The organism is Streptococcus sp. HMSC067H01, assembly GCF_001814775.1.
GTDB lineage: Bacteria > Bacillota > Bacilli > Lactobacillales > Streptococcaceae > Streptococcus.
In genome coordinates this window covers 15,026-32,116 of the sequence record NZ_KV817781.1, presented here as the reverse complement: position 1 = coordinate 32,116, position 17,091 = coordinate 15,026, and the positions used below count along the sequence as shown (strand labels likewise).

At 39.4% G+C, this 17,091-nt stretch carries 13 protein-coding genes, 1 pseudogene and 1 riboswitch; of the genes and pseudogenes, 13 read left to right on the top strand and 1 reads right to left on the bottom strand.

What is annotated here, in order from left to right:
* The first annotated feature begins 10 nt into the window (after positions 1-10).
* The 5 genes from leuB to HMPREF2987_RS01500 are packed head-to-tail and all read left to right on the top strand — an operon-like array spanning position 11 to position 4,110.
* Positions 11-1,048 (top strand): 3-isopropylmalate dehydrogenase, encoded by a 1,038-nt coding sequence (gene leuB / locus HMPREF2987_RS01520; protein ID WP_075229029.1) that lies wholly within the window; start codon positions 11-13, stop codon positions 1,046-1,048.
* Positions 1,045-1,314: a DUF1294 domain-containing protein gene (locus tag HMPREF2987_RS01515; RefSeq protein WP_075229028.1), complete on the top strand. Its 270-nt coding sequence runs from the start codon at positions 1,045-1,047 to the stop codon at positions 1,312-1,314. Before leuB ends, HMPREF2987_RS01515 begins: the two co-directional genes overlap by 4 nt.
* Positions 1,315-1,317: 3 nt before the next feature.
* A complete protein-coding gene (gene leuC, locus HMPREF2987_RS01510; RefSeq protein ID WP_075229027.1) occupies positions 1,318-2,700 on the top strand; it encodes a 3-isopropylmalate dehydratase large subunit in 1,383 nt (460 codons plus the stop codon).
* A gap of 9 nt (positions 2,701-2,709) precedes the next feature.
* Positions 2,710-3,303 carry a 3-isopropylmalate dehydratase small subunit gene (gene leuD, locus HMPREF2987_RS01505; RefSeq protein WP_075229026.1) on the top strand — a complete coding sequence of 198 codons (594 nt, stop codon included), beginning with the start codon at positions 2,710-2,712 and terminating at the stop codon, positions 3,301-3,303.
* Between the two features lie 27 nt (positions 3,304-3,330).
* Positions 3,331-4,110 carry an L-threonylcarbamoyladenylate synthase gene (locus tag HMPREF2987_RS01500; RefSeq protein WP_075229025.1) on the top strand — a complete coding sequence of 260 codons (780 nt, stop codon included), beginning with the start codon at positions 3,331-3,333 and terminating at the stop codon, positions 4,108-4,110.
* A 442-nt stretch (positions 4,111-4,552) separates the two neighbouring features.
* On the opposite strand, the gene HMPREF2987_RS01495 is transcribed toward HMPREF2987_RS01500, so the two are convergent.
* Positions 4,553-6,256: a thiol-activated cytolysin family protein gene (locus HMPREF2987_RS01495; protein ID WP_075229024.1), complete on the bottom strand. Its 1,704-nt coding sequence runs from the start codon at positions 6,254-6,256 to the stop codon at positions 4,553-4,555.
* A 176-nt stretch (positions 6,257-6,432) separates the two neighbouring features.
* On the opposite strand from HMPREF2987_RS01495, the pseudogene HMPREF2987_RS01490 reads away from it, so the two are divergent.
* The 8 genes and pseudogenes from HMPREF2987_RS01490 to HMPREF2987_RS01455 all read left to right on the top strand — a co-directional run.
* Positions 6,433-7,218 (top strand): annotated as a pseudogene (locus HMPREF2987_RS01490) (3-isopropylmalate dehydrogenase); the annotation flags it as partial.
* Positions 7,219-7,388: 170 nt separating this feature from the next.
* A complete protein-coding gene (gene guaC / locus HMPREF2987_RS01485; RefSeq protein WP_075229023.1) occupies positions 7,389-8,372 on the top strand; it encodes a GMP reductase in 984 nt (327 codons plus the stop codon).
* Positions 8,365-8,461: riboswitch (purine riboswitch) on the top strand. It overlaps the preceding gene by 8 nt.
* A gap of 76 nt (positions 8,462-8,537) precedes the next feature.
* A complete protein-coding gene (locus HMPREF2987_RS01480) occupies positions 8,538-9,119 on the top strand; it encodes a xanthine phosphoribosyltransferase (RefSeq protein WP_075229022.1) in 582 nt (193 codons plus the stop codon).
* A complete protein-coding gene (locus HMPREF2987_RS01475; RefSeq protein WP_075229021.1) occupies positions 9,119-10,378 on the top strand; it encodes a nucleobase:cation symporter-2 family protein in 1,260 nt (419 codons plus the stop codon). The genes HMPREF2987_RS01480 and HMPREF2987_RS01475 overlap by 1 nt, the downstream gene beginning before the upstream one ends.
* Before the next feature lie 92 nt (positions 10,379-10,470).
* Entirely contained in the window at positions 10,471-12,429 is a 1,959-nt protein-coding gene (ligA, locus tag HMPREF2987_RS01470) for an NAD-dependent DNA ligase LigA (RefSeq protein WP_075229020.1), read from the top strand.
* Positions 12,430-12,432: 3 nt separating this feature from the next.
* A complete protein-coding gene (locus tag HMPREF2987_RS01465) occupies positions 12,433-13,365 on the top strand; it encodes a diacylglycerol kinase family lipid kinase (protein ID WP_075229019.1) in 933 nt (310 codons plus the stop codon).
* A 49-nt stretch (positions 13,366-13,414) separates the two neighbouring features.
* Positions 13,415-15,697 (top strand): type I pullulanase, encoded by a 2,283-nt coding sequence (gene pulA, locus HMPREF2987_RS01460; RefSeq protein WP_075229018.1) that lies wholly within the window; start codon positions 13,415-13,417, stop codon positions 15,695-15,697.
* Between the two features lie 286 nt (positions 15,698-15,983).
* Complete coding sequence (locus HMPREF2987_RS01455; RefSeq protein ID WP_075229017.1) at positions 15,984-17,024, top strand: DMP19 family protein; 1,041 nt, start codon at positions 15,984-15,986, stop codon at positions 17,022-17,024.
* Positions 17,025-17,091 lie beyond the last annotated feature (67 nt).

Sequence of the window (17,091 nt, the reverse complement as noted above, 5' to 3'; positions counted from 1 at the left end):
GGAGAATACCATGACAAAGAAAATTGTTGTCCTAGCAGGTGATGGGATTGGACCAGAAATCATGGAAGCTGGTTTAGAAGTTCTAGCATCTATAGCCAAAAAAACAGACTTTGACTTTGAGATAGTCAGACAACCTTTTGGCGGTGCAGGTATTGATGTTGCAGGACATCCCTTGCCAGACGAAACGCTCAAGGCTTCTAGAGAAGCGGATGCTATTTTACTCGCTGCAATTGGTAGTCCTCAGTATGATGATGCTCCAGTGCGACCCGAACAAGGGCTTTTGGAACTCCGCAAGGAACTAAATCTCTATGCTAATATTCGTCCAGTTAAAATTTTTGATAGTCTTAAGCACTTATCGCCTCTCAAACCTGAACGAATTGCTGGTGTTGACTTTGTTGTAGTACGTGAGTTGACAGGTGGGATTTACTTTGGTGATCATATCCTTGAAGACCGAAAAGCGCGTGATATCAACGATTATAGCTATGAGGAAGTAGAGCGGATTATTCGCAAGGCCTTTGAAATCGCAAGAAGTCGGAGAAAAATCGTTACTAGTATCGATAAGCAAAATGTTCTAGCAACATCAAAACTCTGGCGCAGAGTAGCTGAGGAGGTTGCGCAAGATTTTCCAGATGTAACCTTGGAGCACCAGTTGGTCGACTCGGCTGCCATGTTCATGATTACCAATCCAGCCAAGTTTGATGTAATCGTGACAGAGAACCTTTTCGGAGATATCCTCTCAGACGAATCAAGTGTTCTATCTGGTACACTTGGGGTTATGCCATCAGCCAGTCACTCTGAGAATGGACCGAGTCTCTATGAACCCATTCATGGTTCGGCGCCTGATATAGCAGGCCGAGGAATCGCCAACCCTATTTCTATGATTTTATCAGTTGCTATGATGTTGCGAGATAGTTTTGGGCGATATGAGGATGCTGACCGTATCGAAGAAGCAGTTGAAGCAACTTTAGCTGCAGGAATTTTAACGAGAGATATAGGAGGACAGGCTTCAACAAAGGAAATGACGGAAGCTATTATTGCAAGGTTATGAAGTTAGACGAAAAAATTACTCTAGTACTTTTGATTTGGAATGTCATGGTTTTCTTGATTTATGGCATTGACAAATCCAAGGCTAGGAGAAGAGTTTGGCGCATCCCTGAGAAAATCTTACTCATTTTAGCCTTTACTTGTGGTGGTTTTGGTGCCTGGCTAGCAGGAATCACTTTTCACCACAAGACTCGAAAATGGTATTTTAAAACAGTTTGGTTTCTAGGAATGGTGACCACGCTAGTAGCCTTATATTTTATTTGGAGGTAATGGATGGCAGGAAAATCGATTTTTGATAAATTATGGGACCTCCATGTGATTACAGGAGAAGAAGGACAGCCCCAACTCATGTATGTAGATCAGCACTATATTCACGAGGTGACCAGTCCTCAAGCTTTTCAGGGATTGCGAGATTCAGGACGTAGATTGAGACGACCCGATTTAACATTTGGTACCTTTGACCACAATGTCCCGACGGTCAATATATATGATATTCGAGATGTAATCTCCAAAGCACAGATTGATAAGTTAGCTGAAAATGTTGAAGAGTTTGAAATCGAACATGCTGCCCACGGTTCAGAAAAACAAGGTATCGTTCATATGGTTGGTCCAGAAACAGGAAGAACACAACCAGGAAAATTTATCGTCTGTGGTGATAGCCATACTGCTACCCACGGTGCCTTTGGAGCTATTGCCTTCGGAATTGGAACCAGTGAGGTTGAACATGTCTTTGCAACCCAAACCATTTGGCAGGTTAAACCCAAGAAAATGTTGGTGGAATTCACAGGAGTTCCTCAAAAAGGGGTTTATGCCAAAGATTTCATTCTAGCCTTGATTGCCAAGTACGGTGTTGCTTGTGGTGTTGGCTACGTGGTGGAGTATCGAGGTCAGGCCATTGATGCACTTAGCATGGAAGAGCGAATGACCATCTGCAATATGTCCATTGAATTTGGCTCTAAGATGGGAATCATGAATCCAGATCAGACCACTTTTGATTATTTGAAGGGTCGAGAGTGTGTTCCCAAGGATTTTGATGCAGCAGTAGCTGATTGGAAAAGACTGGTTAGTGATGAAGATGCCGCTTATGATAAGGTTATTCGTCTGGATGTCTCAGAATTGGCTCCTATGGTGACTTGGGGTACTAATCCCGCTATGGGTGTTGACTTTGATACTAGTTTCCCAGAAATTACGGATATGAATGATGAACGAGCCTATCATTACATGGATTTGCAACCAGGTCAAAAACCAGCAGATATCCAACTAGGCTATGTCTTTATTGGTTCTTGTACAAATGCTCGTCTCAGTGATTTGCAACTGGCGGCTCGATTTGTAGAAGGGAAGAAGATTGCCCCTAACTTAACAGCTATTGTGGTACCTGGTTCTCGACCAGTCAAGCGAGCTGCTGAAAAGTTGGGCTTGGATAAGGTTTTCCAAGATGCTGGCTTTGAGTGGAGAGACCCAGGTTGCTCCATGTGTCTAGGAATGAATCCTGACAAAGTACCAGATGGTGTTCACTGCGCCTCAACCAGTAACCGCAACTTTGAAGATAGACAAGGTTTTGGTGCTAAAACACACCTCTGCAGTCCAGCAATGGCAGCAGCAGCAGCTATTGCTGGGCGCTTCGTAGATGTTCGACAAATGCCAGAAGCCCAGTAAGGAGAGGATATGGAGAAATTTACAGTTTATACGGGAACGACCGTTCCTCTCATGAATGATAACATCGATACCGACCAAATCCTACCCAAGCAGTTTCTAAAGTTAATTGATAAAAAAGGCTTTGGTAAGTACCTTATGTATGCTTGGCGTTATCTGGACGATCTCTATACTGAGGATCCAGACTTTGTCTTTAACCAACCTGAATATCGCAAGGCGAGTATTCTCATCACAGGAGATAACTTTGGGGCTGGTTCCTCTAGGGAACACGCTGCTTGGGCTCTAGCAGACTATGGCTTTAAGGTCGTGATTGCAGGATCTTTTGGAGATATTCATTACAATAATGAACTCAATAATGGCATGTTGCCTATTGTTCAGCCTAGGGAGGTTAGAGAAAATCTAGCCCAACTCAAACCGACCGACCGGGTAACTGTAGACTTGGAACAACAAAAAATCATCTCACCAGTTGGGGAATTCACTTTCGAAATCGATAGCGAATGGAAACACAAGCTCTTAAATGGTTTGGATGATATCGGTATTACTTTGCAGTATGAAGAATTGATTGCTGCCTATGAAAAACAACGACCGGCCTACTGGCAGGATTAGAATAAATATAGAAAAGGAAATAGAACTATGACAAAACACATTCAATGGAACGGAACACTTTCACAAGAAGGCTATGACATTTTAAAAGGTGTGGGCGGCTGTATCGTTTGCCCTACTAAAGTCGGTTACATTATCATGACTAGTGACAAGGCAGGACTTGAGCGTAAGTTTGAAGCCAAAGAACGTAATCGTAACAAACCAGGCGTTGTCCTCTGTGGTAGTATGGATGAGCTTCGCGATTTAGCACAACTCAATCCTGAAATCGAAGCATTCTACCAAAAACATTGGGACGAAGATATTCTCCTTGGTTGTATCCTTCCTTGGAAACCAGAAGCCTTTGAAAAACTAAAAGCTTATGGAGATGGCCGTGAAGAACTGATGACGGACGTGCGTGGTACTAGCTGCTTTGTTATCAAGTTCGGGAAAGCTGGTGAACAATTGGCTGCCAAACTTTGGGAAGAAGGTAAAATGGTCTATGCTTCATCTGCAAACCCTTCTGGAAAAGGAAATCGTGGTAAGGTGGAAGGTATCGGGGAACGTATCGAAGAAGCAGTGGACCTTGTTATAGAAGCTGACGACTATGTTGCTTCAATCCAGCCAGACAAAACAATTGAAACTCGCTACGAGCAAGGTGTGATGGTGTCTATGGTCGATAAAGACGGCAAGCTTATTCCAGAACAAGGAGGAGCACGTTCAACTTCACCAGCTCCAGTGGTTATCCGTAAAGGCCTTGACATCGATAAAATCATGATGCATCTGTCAGACACTTTTAACTCATGGGACTACCGTCAAGGTGAGTATTATTAGGATGTAGAAGAAGTGTGGTTTAGTCATTATCGATAAAAACAGATTTTTTAAAAGTATTCATACACAGTTAAAATCAAAGTTCTTTTTTGTTGATAGATGGCTTAAGAAACATCGTAACACAAGTATAAACTTGTAAATTTACCAGCCAATCAATGAACCATACTATATTCAGGGCAAGCAAGTAATGAGTTTCTAACAAAAACTTTAATATGTTTGTTTATACAGTAACATTTCTCCTCTTTTTGATTTTAAATGAGTATTAAATTGCGATAAGTTGAGTTAATTGGATTAAGAACCTCAAAAACAAAAAGGAAAGCATCTCATGAAAAGATGTTTTCCTTTTATTGTATGTATAAGTTATAGGATAGAGTTATCTTAAATTTCAGAAAGTTTCAAAAATGATACTTGATGAATAATGATACTCTGTAGTTTAACCATTTTATTAGTTGTTTTCGACTTGTTCACTATATTTTGGTTTTAGTGTTGTTCCTGAATTGATAATAGTGCGTTTTTGAACTAAAGGCAATTCTGTACGATTATAAACTGTTCTCCAAGGTTCCCAAGCAAGACCTGTTTTTTCTTGAATTTTTACGCGAAGATTGCGAACGTTTCCTCTAAATTGTAGTTCAGTTTGGAAACCAGCAGTTCTATTTTTTCCATTATCTTCCCATTCACGAGATCGGATGCTTTCAATTCCATTTTCGTCATATGTGACTTCGTCCCAGTAAACGTAGTAACGAGCGACATACCCACCCTTATGTTGCAAATTGAGATAGCCATTCTTGTAAGAGGTAATTTTAGTTTCAATATAATCAGTACTGTTTTGGATTGTTGCAACTTGATTATCTCTTAAAAAGGCAGTTTTATAAGAAATAGGGACTGCAGGATTTTGTGTACTAAAATTAGCTCCTTCTTGAATTAATTTTTTAAGATCCTCAGGTGTTCCAGTAACTACTCGAGCAGCGCCATCAGCGTTACCGCCAACAATAACAGCTGTTACAGAAGTATTTTTCAAAACACGAGCCCATTCAGATTCAGGGTTAATAGGCACACCTTTAATGACAGCATTTATAGCTGCTTTAAGTTCTGTACTTGTACTTGTTGTTTCAAATTTAACATACATTTGACGGCCATAAGACATACTAGAAACATAAACAGGAGGTGTTTGTTCATCCAAGCCGCGATCTTGTAAATCGTTGACTGTTACATTATCACCAAAGACATCTCCAGGATTTTTTGGTGCATCAAAGTTAGCGGTAAAGTAAATTTGTTTAAAGTCGACAACTTCAATTTGTTTTTCACCTTTTTGTGCAGCTTCAAAGTCAATTTTTAAATCAACCCCAATTTTTTCAAAGTTGCTACCAAATTTTGCTTTTAGTTGATTCATACTATATGCTGAAGTAGAATCGTATTGCATACGGGCAGGTGCAGGATTACTTGATGCATAATTGGCATTCCATCTATTTACCAGAGTGTTAATTCCTTCCTGCATACCACTGACTGTAGGATTTGCATCTGTATAACTATCTGCTCCAGCCATTCCTGGAAGGTCAACGCTGATTCTACCCTGTTTTCTATCAATGCTAACAAGTTGAGGGTTATTTTCTAATAACCCTTGATCTGCTCGGAACAAAGCGCCTAAGAAGATGTTGCCATTACCGTTAATTGAAACATCAGCTGAATTATTAGAAATACTCTTTTTCACTTTTTCAATTACAACAAATTCATTTCCTTGTTGTTTTGAAGATGTATTTGAATAATTTTCGATTGCTTCACCTCTACGAGTTAAAATATCAATTTTGTTGTAGTTTAATCCGAAAAGATATTTATTCAAGTCCTTATCGGCCTGATTAGTAGATCTCATGAGGTTTTCCATAACATCTGCTTTTGGTGCTTCAGTTACAGTAGTGGCATCTTTTTCTTCGGTTTTTGAATTGAGGTTTGGAGTACTTTCTTGTTCGTTTACTGTAGGTTCTGTTTTTGGATTAGAACTACTTGAAATTGGGGGTTCAGTAGCTTTTACAGTATTATTTTGAATAATCGAAGCTGTACTTAATAAAAAAGTTGCAATAACAACACCACAGACACCAATGCTACGTTTTCGGATAGAATAACGAAAACCTTTTTCAAGATTATTTTGAATCATATAAAGCTCCTAGTTTATTATTTCATTTTATTATCTCTTGAATGCGCTTTCTCGGGATAAAAATATTCTAGCAGAAATAAAAATCTAATGCAATCGTTTTCTTAACAAAATGGACATATTTATATATATGTTTATTTTTAGAGATTTATGCTTTTTAGTGTAATTTCTCTCTCGCTAGAGAGTTTACCTATGATAATCCTCTCATGCAACTGATCCGTCACACAATTGAATTCATGAAGAATCAGAAAAGTATAGGGAGAGGAGTTCTTGAAAATCTCTCAACTAGCCGTGAAAATGTGGCAGAAATCGTGCGAGTAACGCCCTCTTATAAATTAGCTGATCGTGCTAAGATTATCAGACTAAATCAAACCAAACCTCTTCGTCATGCCTACTTTCGAGAGTACAGAAAATTGCAAGAGCTTTGCCTGATGATCCTAAATAGAGAAGAGCATGGTTTAGGATACCAAGAGCAAAAAATCCATGGTATTCTTTTTGATGTTGCTTGGCTTTGGGAAGAGTATGTTCATACCTTGTTGCCAAAAGAGTTCATCCATCCTAGAAATAAGGATAAGACGGATGGTATTTCAGTATTTTCTAATCGTGAAAGAAAAATATTTCCAGATTTTTATCATAAAGAGTTAAAAATCGTTTTAGATGCTAAATATAAAAAACTGGAATTGACTGAAAAGGGAATCAATCGTGAAGACTTGTTCCAGTTGATTTCCTATTCTTATATTTTAGAAGCTGAACAGGCTGGGCTTGTTTTTCCCAGCAAGGAAAAGGTAGTTGATAATGAGATAGGTAAGCTAGCAGGTTATGGAGCCTTGTTGAAGAAATGGTCTATCCAAGTTCCTGGACAAGCCGAAAGCTATCAAGATTTTGTCAGGAAGATGGAGTCCTTTGAAAAAGTCTTTATCGAAAATCTAGGTAGAAATTTAAAAGGTAAGACAAATTCAGGGTAAATGTCTAGTTATCTCCTTGATCAAAAATACGAAACACGAACATTATTTGTTTTTGAACATAATAATTGACAAAAAACGGACATTATTGTAAACTTGTTAGAGTAATTGTCTGGAAAAGACGAGGCTATTCCTAACTTTAGGAAAGTCTAAAGAAGAGAAATGAGAGATATATGTTAAACGAATTTCCGATTTTTGACTATGAAGATATTCAGCTAATCCCAAATAAGTGTGTCCTTCAAAGTCGAGCAGAAGCTGATACACATGTGACCTTGGGGAAACATACCTTTAAGTTGCCAGTTGTCCCTTCTAATATGCAGACGATCTTGGATGAAGATGTTGCAGAACAACTTGCCAAGGGTGGCTATTTCTACATCATGCACCGTTTTGATGAAGCTGGACGAATTCCTTTTGTGAAACGCATGCATGAAAAAGGGTTGATTGCTTCTATCTCTGTTGGTGTTAAAGATTACGAGTACGACTTTGTTAGTCAATTAAAGGAAGATGCTCCAGAGTACATCACTATTGATATCGCTCATGGTCATGCTGACAGCGTGATTTCTATGATTCAGCACATCAAGAAAGAATTGCCAGAGACTTTTGTCATCGCTGGTAACGTTGGGACTCCAGAAGCTGTGCGAGAACTTGAAAATGCTGGTGCGGATGCGACTAAGGTTGGAATCGGTCCAGGTAAGGTTTGTATCACTAAAGTAAAAACTGGTTTTGGTACTGGTGGATGGCAGTTAGCGGCCCTTCGCTGGTGTGCTAAAGCTGCGCGTAAACCGATTATTGCCGATGGTGGTATCCGTACACACGGAGATATTGCCAAGTCAATCCGCTTTGGTGCAAGTATGGTTATGATTGGTTCTTTATTTGCAGGCCATATCGAAAGCCCTGGTAAAACTGTCGAAGTCGATGGTAAACAATTTAAAGAATACTATGGTTCCGCTTCAGAATACCAAAAAGGTGCCTATAAGAATGTCGAAGGTAAGAAAATTCTTCTTCCTGCCAAAGGACATTTACAAGATACCCTAACTGAGATGGAACAAGATTTGCAAAGTTCGATTTCTTATGCTGGAGGTCGAAAGGTAGCTGATCTTAGACATGTAGATTATGTGATTGTGAAGAACTCTATCTGGAATGGAGATGCTCACTAAAAATATGATTACTTATTTATGTCGCGAATTGGCGTGGCGTTTCTACAAGGTACCGTAAATACCTAACAATGAGTAAGTCGAAGAGAGATAAAAGAAGCAGTACTATTTGTTTCTATGTTTCCGAGGGACTTGCTTTGTGAGTCCCTTTTTATTTCGGAGGTTATTGTGAAATTACTAGAGGAACGTATTTTAAAAGATGGGAATATTCTAGGTGAGAATATTCTTAAGGTGGATTCATTCTTGACCCACCAAGTGGATTTTTCCTTAATGCGCGAGGTTGGTCGTACTTTTGCAGAGCATTTTAAAAATGCTGGTATTACCAAAGTCGTAACCATTGAGGCATCTGGAATTGCCCCAGCCCTTTATGTTGCAGAACAGTTAGATCTACCTATGATTTTTGCTAAAAAGGCAAAAAATATCACTATGAATGAAGGAATTTTAACCGCTGAAGTTTATTCTTTCACTAAACAAGTTACTAGTACCGTATCCATTGCAGGGAAGTTCTTATCTCCAGGAGATAAAGTATTAATTATTGATGATTTCTTGGCTAATGGTCAAGCAGCTAAAGGTTTGATTCAGATTATCGAGCAAGCTGGTGCTACAGTTGAGGCCGTCGGAATTGTGATTGAAAAATCCTTCCAAGATGGTCGTGAGCTGTTAGAAAAATCAGGTCATCAGGTAGTATCACTTGCTCGTTTAGAGCGTTTTGAAAATGGAAAAGTTATCTTCAAGGAGGCAGACATCTAATGAAGCAACAGGAAAACCACTCAAAAGCGGCCGTATTGGGCTTGCAACACTTACTTGCTATGTACTCAGGTTCAATCCTAGTACCAATCATGATTGCTGGAGCCTTAGGTTACTCGCCTCAACAACTGACATACCTTATCTCTACAGATATCTTTATGTGCGGGGTTGCAACTCTATTGCAGTTACAGTTAAATAAATATTTCGGTGTCGGTTTACCGGTTGTTCTGGGTGTGGCCTTTCAGTCTGTTGCTCCACTTATTATGATTGGACAAAGTCACGGTAGTGGTGCTATGTTTGGTGCCTTGATTGCTTCTGGTATTTATGTCGTTCTTGTAGCAGGTGTATTTTCTAAGATTGCTAATCTGTTCCCTTCAATCGTAACGGGTTCTGTCATTACAACAATCGGATTGACCTTGATTCCAGTAGCTATCGGAAATATGGGAAATAACGTCGAAAAACCAACGGGACAAAGTTTAGCATTAGCAACAATCACCATTCTCATCATTCTTTTGGTCAATATCTTTACAAAAGGATTTATTAAGTCAATTTCTATTTTGATTGGTTTGATTGCAGGTACTATCATCGCTGCGACTATGGGCTTGGTTGATTTCTCTCCAGTAGCAGAAGCTCCACTTGTTCATATCCCAACTCCATTCTACTTTGGTGCTCCACAATTTGAGATTTCTTCTATTGTCATGATGTGTATTATCGCTACTGTATCAATGGTAGAATCAACTGGTGTATATCTTGCCCTTTCTGATATTACTAAAGATCCAATTGATAGCACTCGTCTCCGTAATGGTTATCGTGCTGAAGGTCTTGCTGTTTTACTTGGTGGACTTTTCAACACCTTCCCTTATACAGGGTTTTCACAAAACGTAGGTTTGGTGAAACTTTCAGGTATTCGTACACGTTTACCGATCTACTACGCTGGTGGTTTCCTCATCTTACTTGGTCTCTTGCCTAAGTTCGGTGCCTTAGCACAGATTATTCCTAGCCCTGTTCTAGGTGGAGCCATGCTGGTCATGTTTGGTTTTGTTTCTCTACAAGGAATGCAAATCTTGGCACGTGTGGACTTCGAACATAATGAACATAACTTCCTCATTGCAGCAGTTTCTATTGCTGCCGGTGTGGGATTAAACGGAAGCAACCTCTTCAATACATTACCGACTGAATTACAAATGTTCTTTTCAAATGGTATTGTTATTGCAAGTACAGTAGCCATCGTCTTGAATGCTATTTTGAATCGTAAAAAATAAAAATAAGTGAGAAGGATAGAAATATCCTTCTCATTTTCTTTTTTAGAGCTTGAGTATTGTTTATAGAGTCCTTTTTATGGTAAAATGGTTCTATGAATGAAAGAATGAAAGAGCTCGTTGAACTGCTCAATCGCTATGCGACAGAGTATTATACAAGTGATAATCCATCTGTATCTGATAGTGAGTATGACCGTCTTTATCGTGAATTGGTAGAGTTAGAAAAAGCTCATCCTGACCAAATCTTGCCAGAAAGTCCGACACACCGTGTAGGCGGAAAGATTCTTGATGGGTTTGAGAAATATAGTCATCAGTATCCTCTTTATAGTTTGCAGGATGCTTTTTCACGTGAAGAACTGGATGCCTTTGATGCGCGTGTTCGTAAAGAATTGGATGATGTCACTTATATTTGTGAGTTGAAGATTGATGGTTTATCGATTTCCTTGACTTATGAGCAAGGAATTTTTGTTGCTGGAGCTACTCGTGGTGATGGCTCCATTGGTGAAAACATCACTGAAAATCTTAAACGAGTGAAAGACATTCCTTTATCATTATCTGAAAAAATAGATATAACAGTTCGTGGTGAATGTTATATGCCGAGAGCTTCTTTTGATCAGGTCAATCAATCTCGTCAAGAAAACGGGGAGCCAGAATTTGCCAATCCAAGAAATGCTGCTGCAGGAACACTTCGCCAGTTAGATACAGCAGTAGTAGCCAAACGTAATCTTGCAACCTTCCTTTATCAGGAAGCTAGTCCTTCAACTCGGGATAGTCAAGAGAAGGTTTTGAAACATTTAGAACAATTAGGCTTTGTAGTTAATCAAAGACGTCTATTAGCTCATAGTATGGACGAGGTTTGGGCGTTTATTCAAGAAATTGGTCAAGAAAGAGATCAGTTGCCTTATGATATCGATGGAGTTGTGATTAAGGTCAATGATCTAGCTGGTCAGGAGCAACTAGGATTTACAGTCAAAGCACCTAAATGGGCAGTAGCATATAAATTCCCAGCAGAAGAAAAAGAAGCGAAACTTCTTTCTGTTGACTGGACAGTAGGGCGTACAGGAGTTGTGACTCCGACTGCTAATCTTACTCCAGTGCAACTTGCAGGTACAACTGTAAGTCGTGCAACTCTTCATAATGTCGACTATATCGCTGAAAAGGATATCCGTAAGGATGACACAGTCATTGTCTACAAAGCGGGTGATATTATACCAGCCGTTCTACGAGTGGTGGAGTCTAAACGTGTGTCGGAGGAAAAACTAGATATTCCAACAAACTGTCCAAGTTGTGAGAGTAAGTTGTTACACTTTGAAGATGAGGTGGCTCTTCGTTGTATAAACCCACGTTGTCCAGCTCAGATTAAGGAAGGTTTGACGCATTTCGCATCGCGTGATGCTATGAATATCTCTGGCCTTGGCCCATCAATCGTGGAGAAATTATTTGCTGCCAATTTGGTTAAGGATGTTGCAGATATTTATCGTTTGACTGTGGAAGATTTGCTCTTGCTAGATGGGATCAAGGAAAAATCTGCTCAAAAGCTCTACCAGGCTATTCAAGCATCCAAAGAAAATTCTGCTGAAAAACTCTTGTTTGGTTTGGGGATTCGTCATGTGGGAAGTAAGGCAAGTCAGTTGCTTTTACAAAACTTCCACTCAATCGAATCGCTAGCACAAGCCAATCCTGAAGAAATTGCAAATATTGAAAGTTTGGGTAGTGTCATTGCTCAAAGCCTACAGACCTATTTTGCTACAGAGGGTTCTGAAATCCTTTTAAGGGAATTGAAAGAATCAGGTGTTAATCTAGACTACAAAGGACAGACAGTTGCAGCAAATGCTGCCTTGTCTGGTCTAACTGTCGTATTGACAGGAAAGCTAGAGCGTCTTAATCGCTCAGAAGCTAAAAATAAATTAGAAAGTCTAGGAGCCAAGGTTACTGGTAGTGTGTCGAAAAAGACAGACCTTGTTGTAGCAGGAGCAGATGCAGGAAGCAAGCTCCAAAAAGCACAAGAACTGGGAATAGAGATTCGTGACGAAGCTTGGCTTGAGAGTTTGTAAGCTATGAAAGAAGAAAAAAAACGCGCACGTCTCATTTATAATCCGACCTCAGGCCAGGAAATTATCAAGCAAAATATCGCAGAAGTTCTAGAAGTGTTAGAGAGCATAGGATATGAAACAAGTGCTTTTCAGACCAAACCTGAACACTTATCAGCCCAGAAAGAAGCAGAAAGAGCTACAAAAGCTGGATTTGATTTGGTTTTGGTAGCTGGTGGCGATGGTACTATCAATGAAGTGGTTAATGGAATTGCACCTCTGGAACATCGTCCAAAGATAGCCATCATTCCTACTGGAACTACCAATGACTATGCAAGAGCATTGAAAATCCCTATGGGGGATCCAGTTGCTGCAGCGAAGATCATTGCTAAAAATGAAACCAAGCAAATTGATATTGGTCGTGCTTATGGTGATAAGTATTTCATCAATATTGCTGCGGCAGGAACTCTTACGGAGTTAACTTTTAGCGTTCCGAGTGAACTAAAGAAGCGTTTGGGTTATCTGGCCTACGTTGCTAAAGGCTTCGAGATGTTTCCAAAATCCAAAGCCCGTCCTGTTCGTATTTACCACGATTGGGGAATTTTTACAGGAGAAGTTTCTCTTGTCTTTGTTGCCTTGACCAATTCTATTGGTGGATTTGAGCAATTTGCACCTGATACCAAACTGGATGATGGCAATTTTACGCTTATTCTAGTAAAGACAGATAAAATCTTCGATATGTTGAGTCTGCTAGTTCAGGCCATGAACGGAGGCCAACACGTGTCAGATGTCAATGTTGAATATCTGAAAACTAGTAAACTCCGAATTGAAACTTTAGATCAGGAAGAGCCATTTATGCTCAATCTTGATGGAGAATACGGTGGCGACACACCAGTAGATTTGGAAGTGTGCCATAATCACATTGAATTTTTTGTGAATCGTGAGGCACTTGATCAATAAATTATTAGTCACATATAAAATCAAATTTATTTAGAAATTAGGGAGAACCATGTACAATTATCCTGTACTTATTCATTATCATCGTAAAGATGAAGCTTACGAGGCTTGCAGTTTTAGCAAAAAGCCTCTAGATTCAGTAGAGCTTATCAAAGAAGAAGAATATTTTGGAGCTAAATTCTCACTGACTCAATCGAGTGAAGTAGCTCTTGAGACCATGACTTTTAGTGTTGAAAAAGATGGTGTCAGCAAAGAATATCCTATTCGTTTCAATTACTATCCACTTTTGACAGAGGTTTGGATTTTGGATGGAGATGATACAGTTTATTATTCTGAAAATCCAGCTATTGCAAGTACTCATTATAAAGACCAAAATCCTTTTGCCTTCGACAAGGCAATCAATAGCGCTAGTTTTGACCACCACTGGGGTTATCAAGGAGAGTTGGGATGTCAAGTTTCTGAAACTGAAACAAGATTTAGCCTATGGGCACCAACAGCTACATCTGTCCAAGTAGTAGTCTATGAATCTGCAAGTAACGACGCACCTATCCTTAAAACCTTTGAAATGGAGCGAGGAAATAGTTACTCCTATAGTCACAAGTATAATACAATTGGTGTTTGGAGTTTATCAGTTCCAGAAAGCTTAGCAGGTCGTGCCTACCACTACCAAATTGACTTTCCTCATCACCAGTCACTAACTCGTGATCCATATACCATTGCAACGAGTCCTGATGGAAAACGTTCAGCCATTGTCTCAAATCAAGATCGTCAGGTCGAAGGTTTTGAGGTTAAGCATGGTACAGAAGCAACTTGGCGTTTGGAAAATCCTTGCCAGGCAGTTGTGTATGAAATGCATATCCGTGATTTGACTAAGTCTGAAACATCTGGTGTTGCGCCAGAATTAAGAGGAACCTTCTTAGGTGCAGCTCAAACTGGAACAGTTAATCAATATGGTCAATCGACAGCGTTTGATTACATCAAAGAACTTGGTGTCAACTATGTTCAGTTGCAACCAATTGCTGACCGTCATAAAGAATACGACGCTGATGGAAATGTAACTTATAACTGGGGATATGATCCACAAAACTATAATGCTCCAGAAACTAGTATGTCTACAAATCCAAATGATCCAGGTCAAGCTATCCGTGATTTGAAAGCCATGGTCCAAGCTTATCATGATGCTGGTATCGGTGTTATTATGGACGTTGTTTACAATCATACCTTCTCAACGGTGGATGCGCCATTCCAAACAACGGTTCCCGATTATTATTATCGAATGAACCATGATGGAACCTACCAAAATGGAACAGGGGTCGGTAACGAAACTGCCAGTGAGCATGAAATGTTCCGTAAATATATGATTGATTCGCTTCTCTACTGGGTAAAAGAGTACAATATTGACGGATTCCGCTTTGACTTGATGGGAATTCACGATGTTAAAACCATGCAGATGATTCGTTGGGCTATGGACGAAGTCGATCCGAAAATCATCCTGTATGGAGAAGGTTGGGATATGGGAACAGGTCTTGCTCCTTATGACAAGGCTAAGAAAGACAATGCCTATCAGTTGCCAAACATTGGATTCTTTAATGATAATCAACGTGATGCGGTCAAAGGTTGTGAAGTCTATGGCTCTATCAAATCTGGCTTCATCAGTGGAGCAGGTACTGAGCCGATCCTCGCAAAGGCTATTCTTGGAAGTCGTGAGCTGGGTTCTTACCTCAGCCCCAATCAGGTTCTTAACTACGTAGAAGCCCACGATAACTACAATTTGCATGATTTACTTAAAACTCTTCATCCGATGGAGAGTGATAAACGCATCATGAAGAAAGTAGAAACAGCAACGGCTATGAACCTCCTCATGCAAGGGATGGCCTTCATGGAACTGGGGCAAGAGTTTGGCCGTACTAAACTCGTAGCTACAGGCGAAAATGGAGAGTTGACTCACGCAGATCGTGAGCGAGCAATGAACAGTTACAATGCTCCTGATAGCGTCAACCAAGTTAACTGGGATTTGATCAATGAGCGTCAAGATAGCGTCGAGTTTGTCCGTCAGATTATCCGTCTTAAAACACAAACCAGTGCCTTTTCATACCCTACCTATGAAGAAGTCTACCGTCATGTCTTTGTTCACACAGCCATTGAAAATAGTGGTTGGATTGTCTACGAGATTCATGGTGGAGAAGAGCACTTCTTGGTTGTATTCAATGCCAAAGGGGCTTCATATTACTATGAAAATGCAGGGAACCTTGAAATGTTGGTAACTAATAGTCGTTCTGACCAAGAAAATGCTATTGACGATGTCAGTGTGGCAGTCTTGAATGTTTTAGCGTAAGTCTTAGATTGAAGACAGAGTCAGTGAAGTGTAGGACAAAACTATCTTGCAGAGTCCAATGAATGAACAAAAATGTTTCAAAGACTCATTTCTACTAAAAAGCGAGGTCGGGATTTTTGATCCCGGCCTATACTTCTAGAAAGTCTCCGTTGAAGTTCAAAGTAAACCTAAAATTTTTCAGAAAAAGTAGTTTATTTTCAAGTCCTAGACAGATAAAAAAAGTAGAAGTTTCATTAATAATTGAATTAAAATTATTAAAGCTCATTATTTTTAGCGGGAGATAGCTATGGATATCAATACAATTACTCTGGAAAAATTCATCACCTTAAATGAAGAGGAGAAACTTCAGTGTATCAAAGACATTAAGCATACCTACCAATTCGAAAAGATAAAGGAAATCCTCTCAGAGCTTGGGTTCGAAAATTTAAGTGGCCAAGTACTTAGTGAACTAGCCAAAGTTTGTAATAATTGGAGTCAATTTGAAGAGGCAAAAACAGTTTTAGAGATGGTCTCTGAAGAAGATAGAGATGCTATTTGGTATTATCGAAATGGTTTTACTCATTGGCGTTTATCTAGTGATTCGAACAAGGACTTTGAAACTGAAGCTAATCAGGCTCTAGATTTATTAGAAAATGCTATCAAAAATGCTGGATCCCCAACAAATCCAGTCATTGAATGGTGTATTGAGTTGGTTAAAGTAGGTTCTCTAAAGCAAGTTTTTGAAAACAGGCCAACAGACTATCCCTTGCTACAAAAATACTATTTTGAAGATGTTAATGAAACTAATCAAGAAATAAAAATTGCACAGAATAAGAAATTATACAAGAATATTACGGTAGAAGACGTCCAAAAGGCAAAAGACTCATGGGATATTATTAAACCAGTATACGAAACTGTTAACATTTATAACACCTATGAAGACTATCTTGATTCCGCAAAAATCTTTACTTTAGAACAAAGATACCTTCTGGCAATTATCTGGTATTTTATCGAAGTAAACAATGGAGGCCACTATCAATTTTTCGATAATTCGACAGGGATTGTCTGGGAAGATACTTTAAAGGGCTTCGAACTATTTGGAATGAAGGAGCATGCTGCTAATTTCAAAAATCTCCTTACATACTTTGGCGGAACTATCTCCTTTGATAGAGAAGAGAGATCGGAGCTGCTAGCACAGATGGAAGAAGAGTATGGTGATGCTTTTTATGAGAAATTGGATGAAGCAGATGATTTTATCTATGATTATGATGGAAATGAGAATGAACTAAGTTTTATCAAAAAATATCCAGAGAAATTTATTTTTCAGGGAAGCGCAGATAAATCGTAAAGAATAGTAAATAAAGATGAGGCTGGGACAAAGGTCCTAGCCTCTCAATTGTCTTTGGAATGTCGAG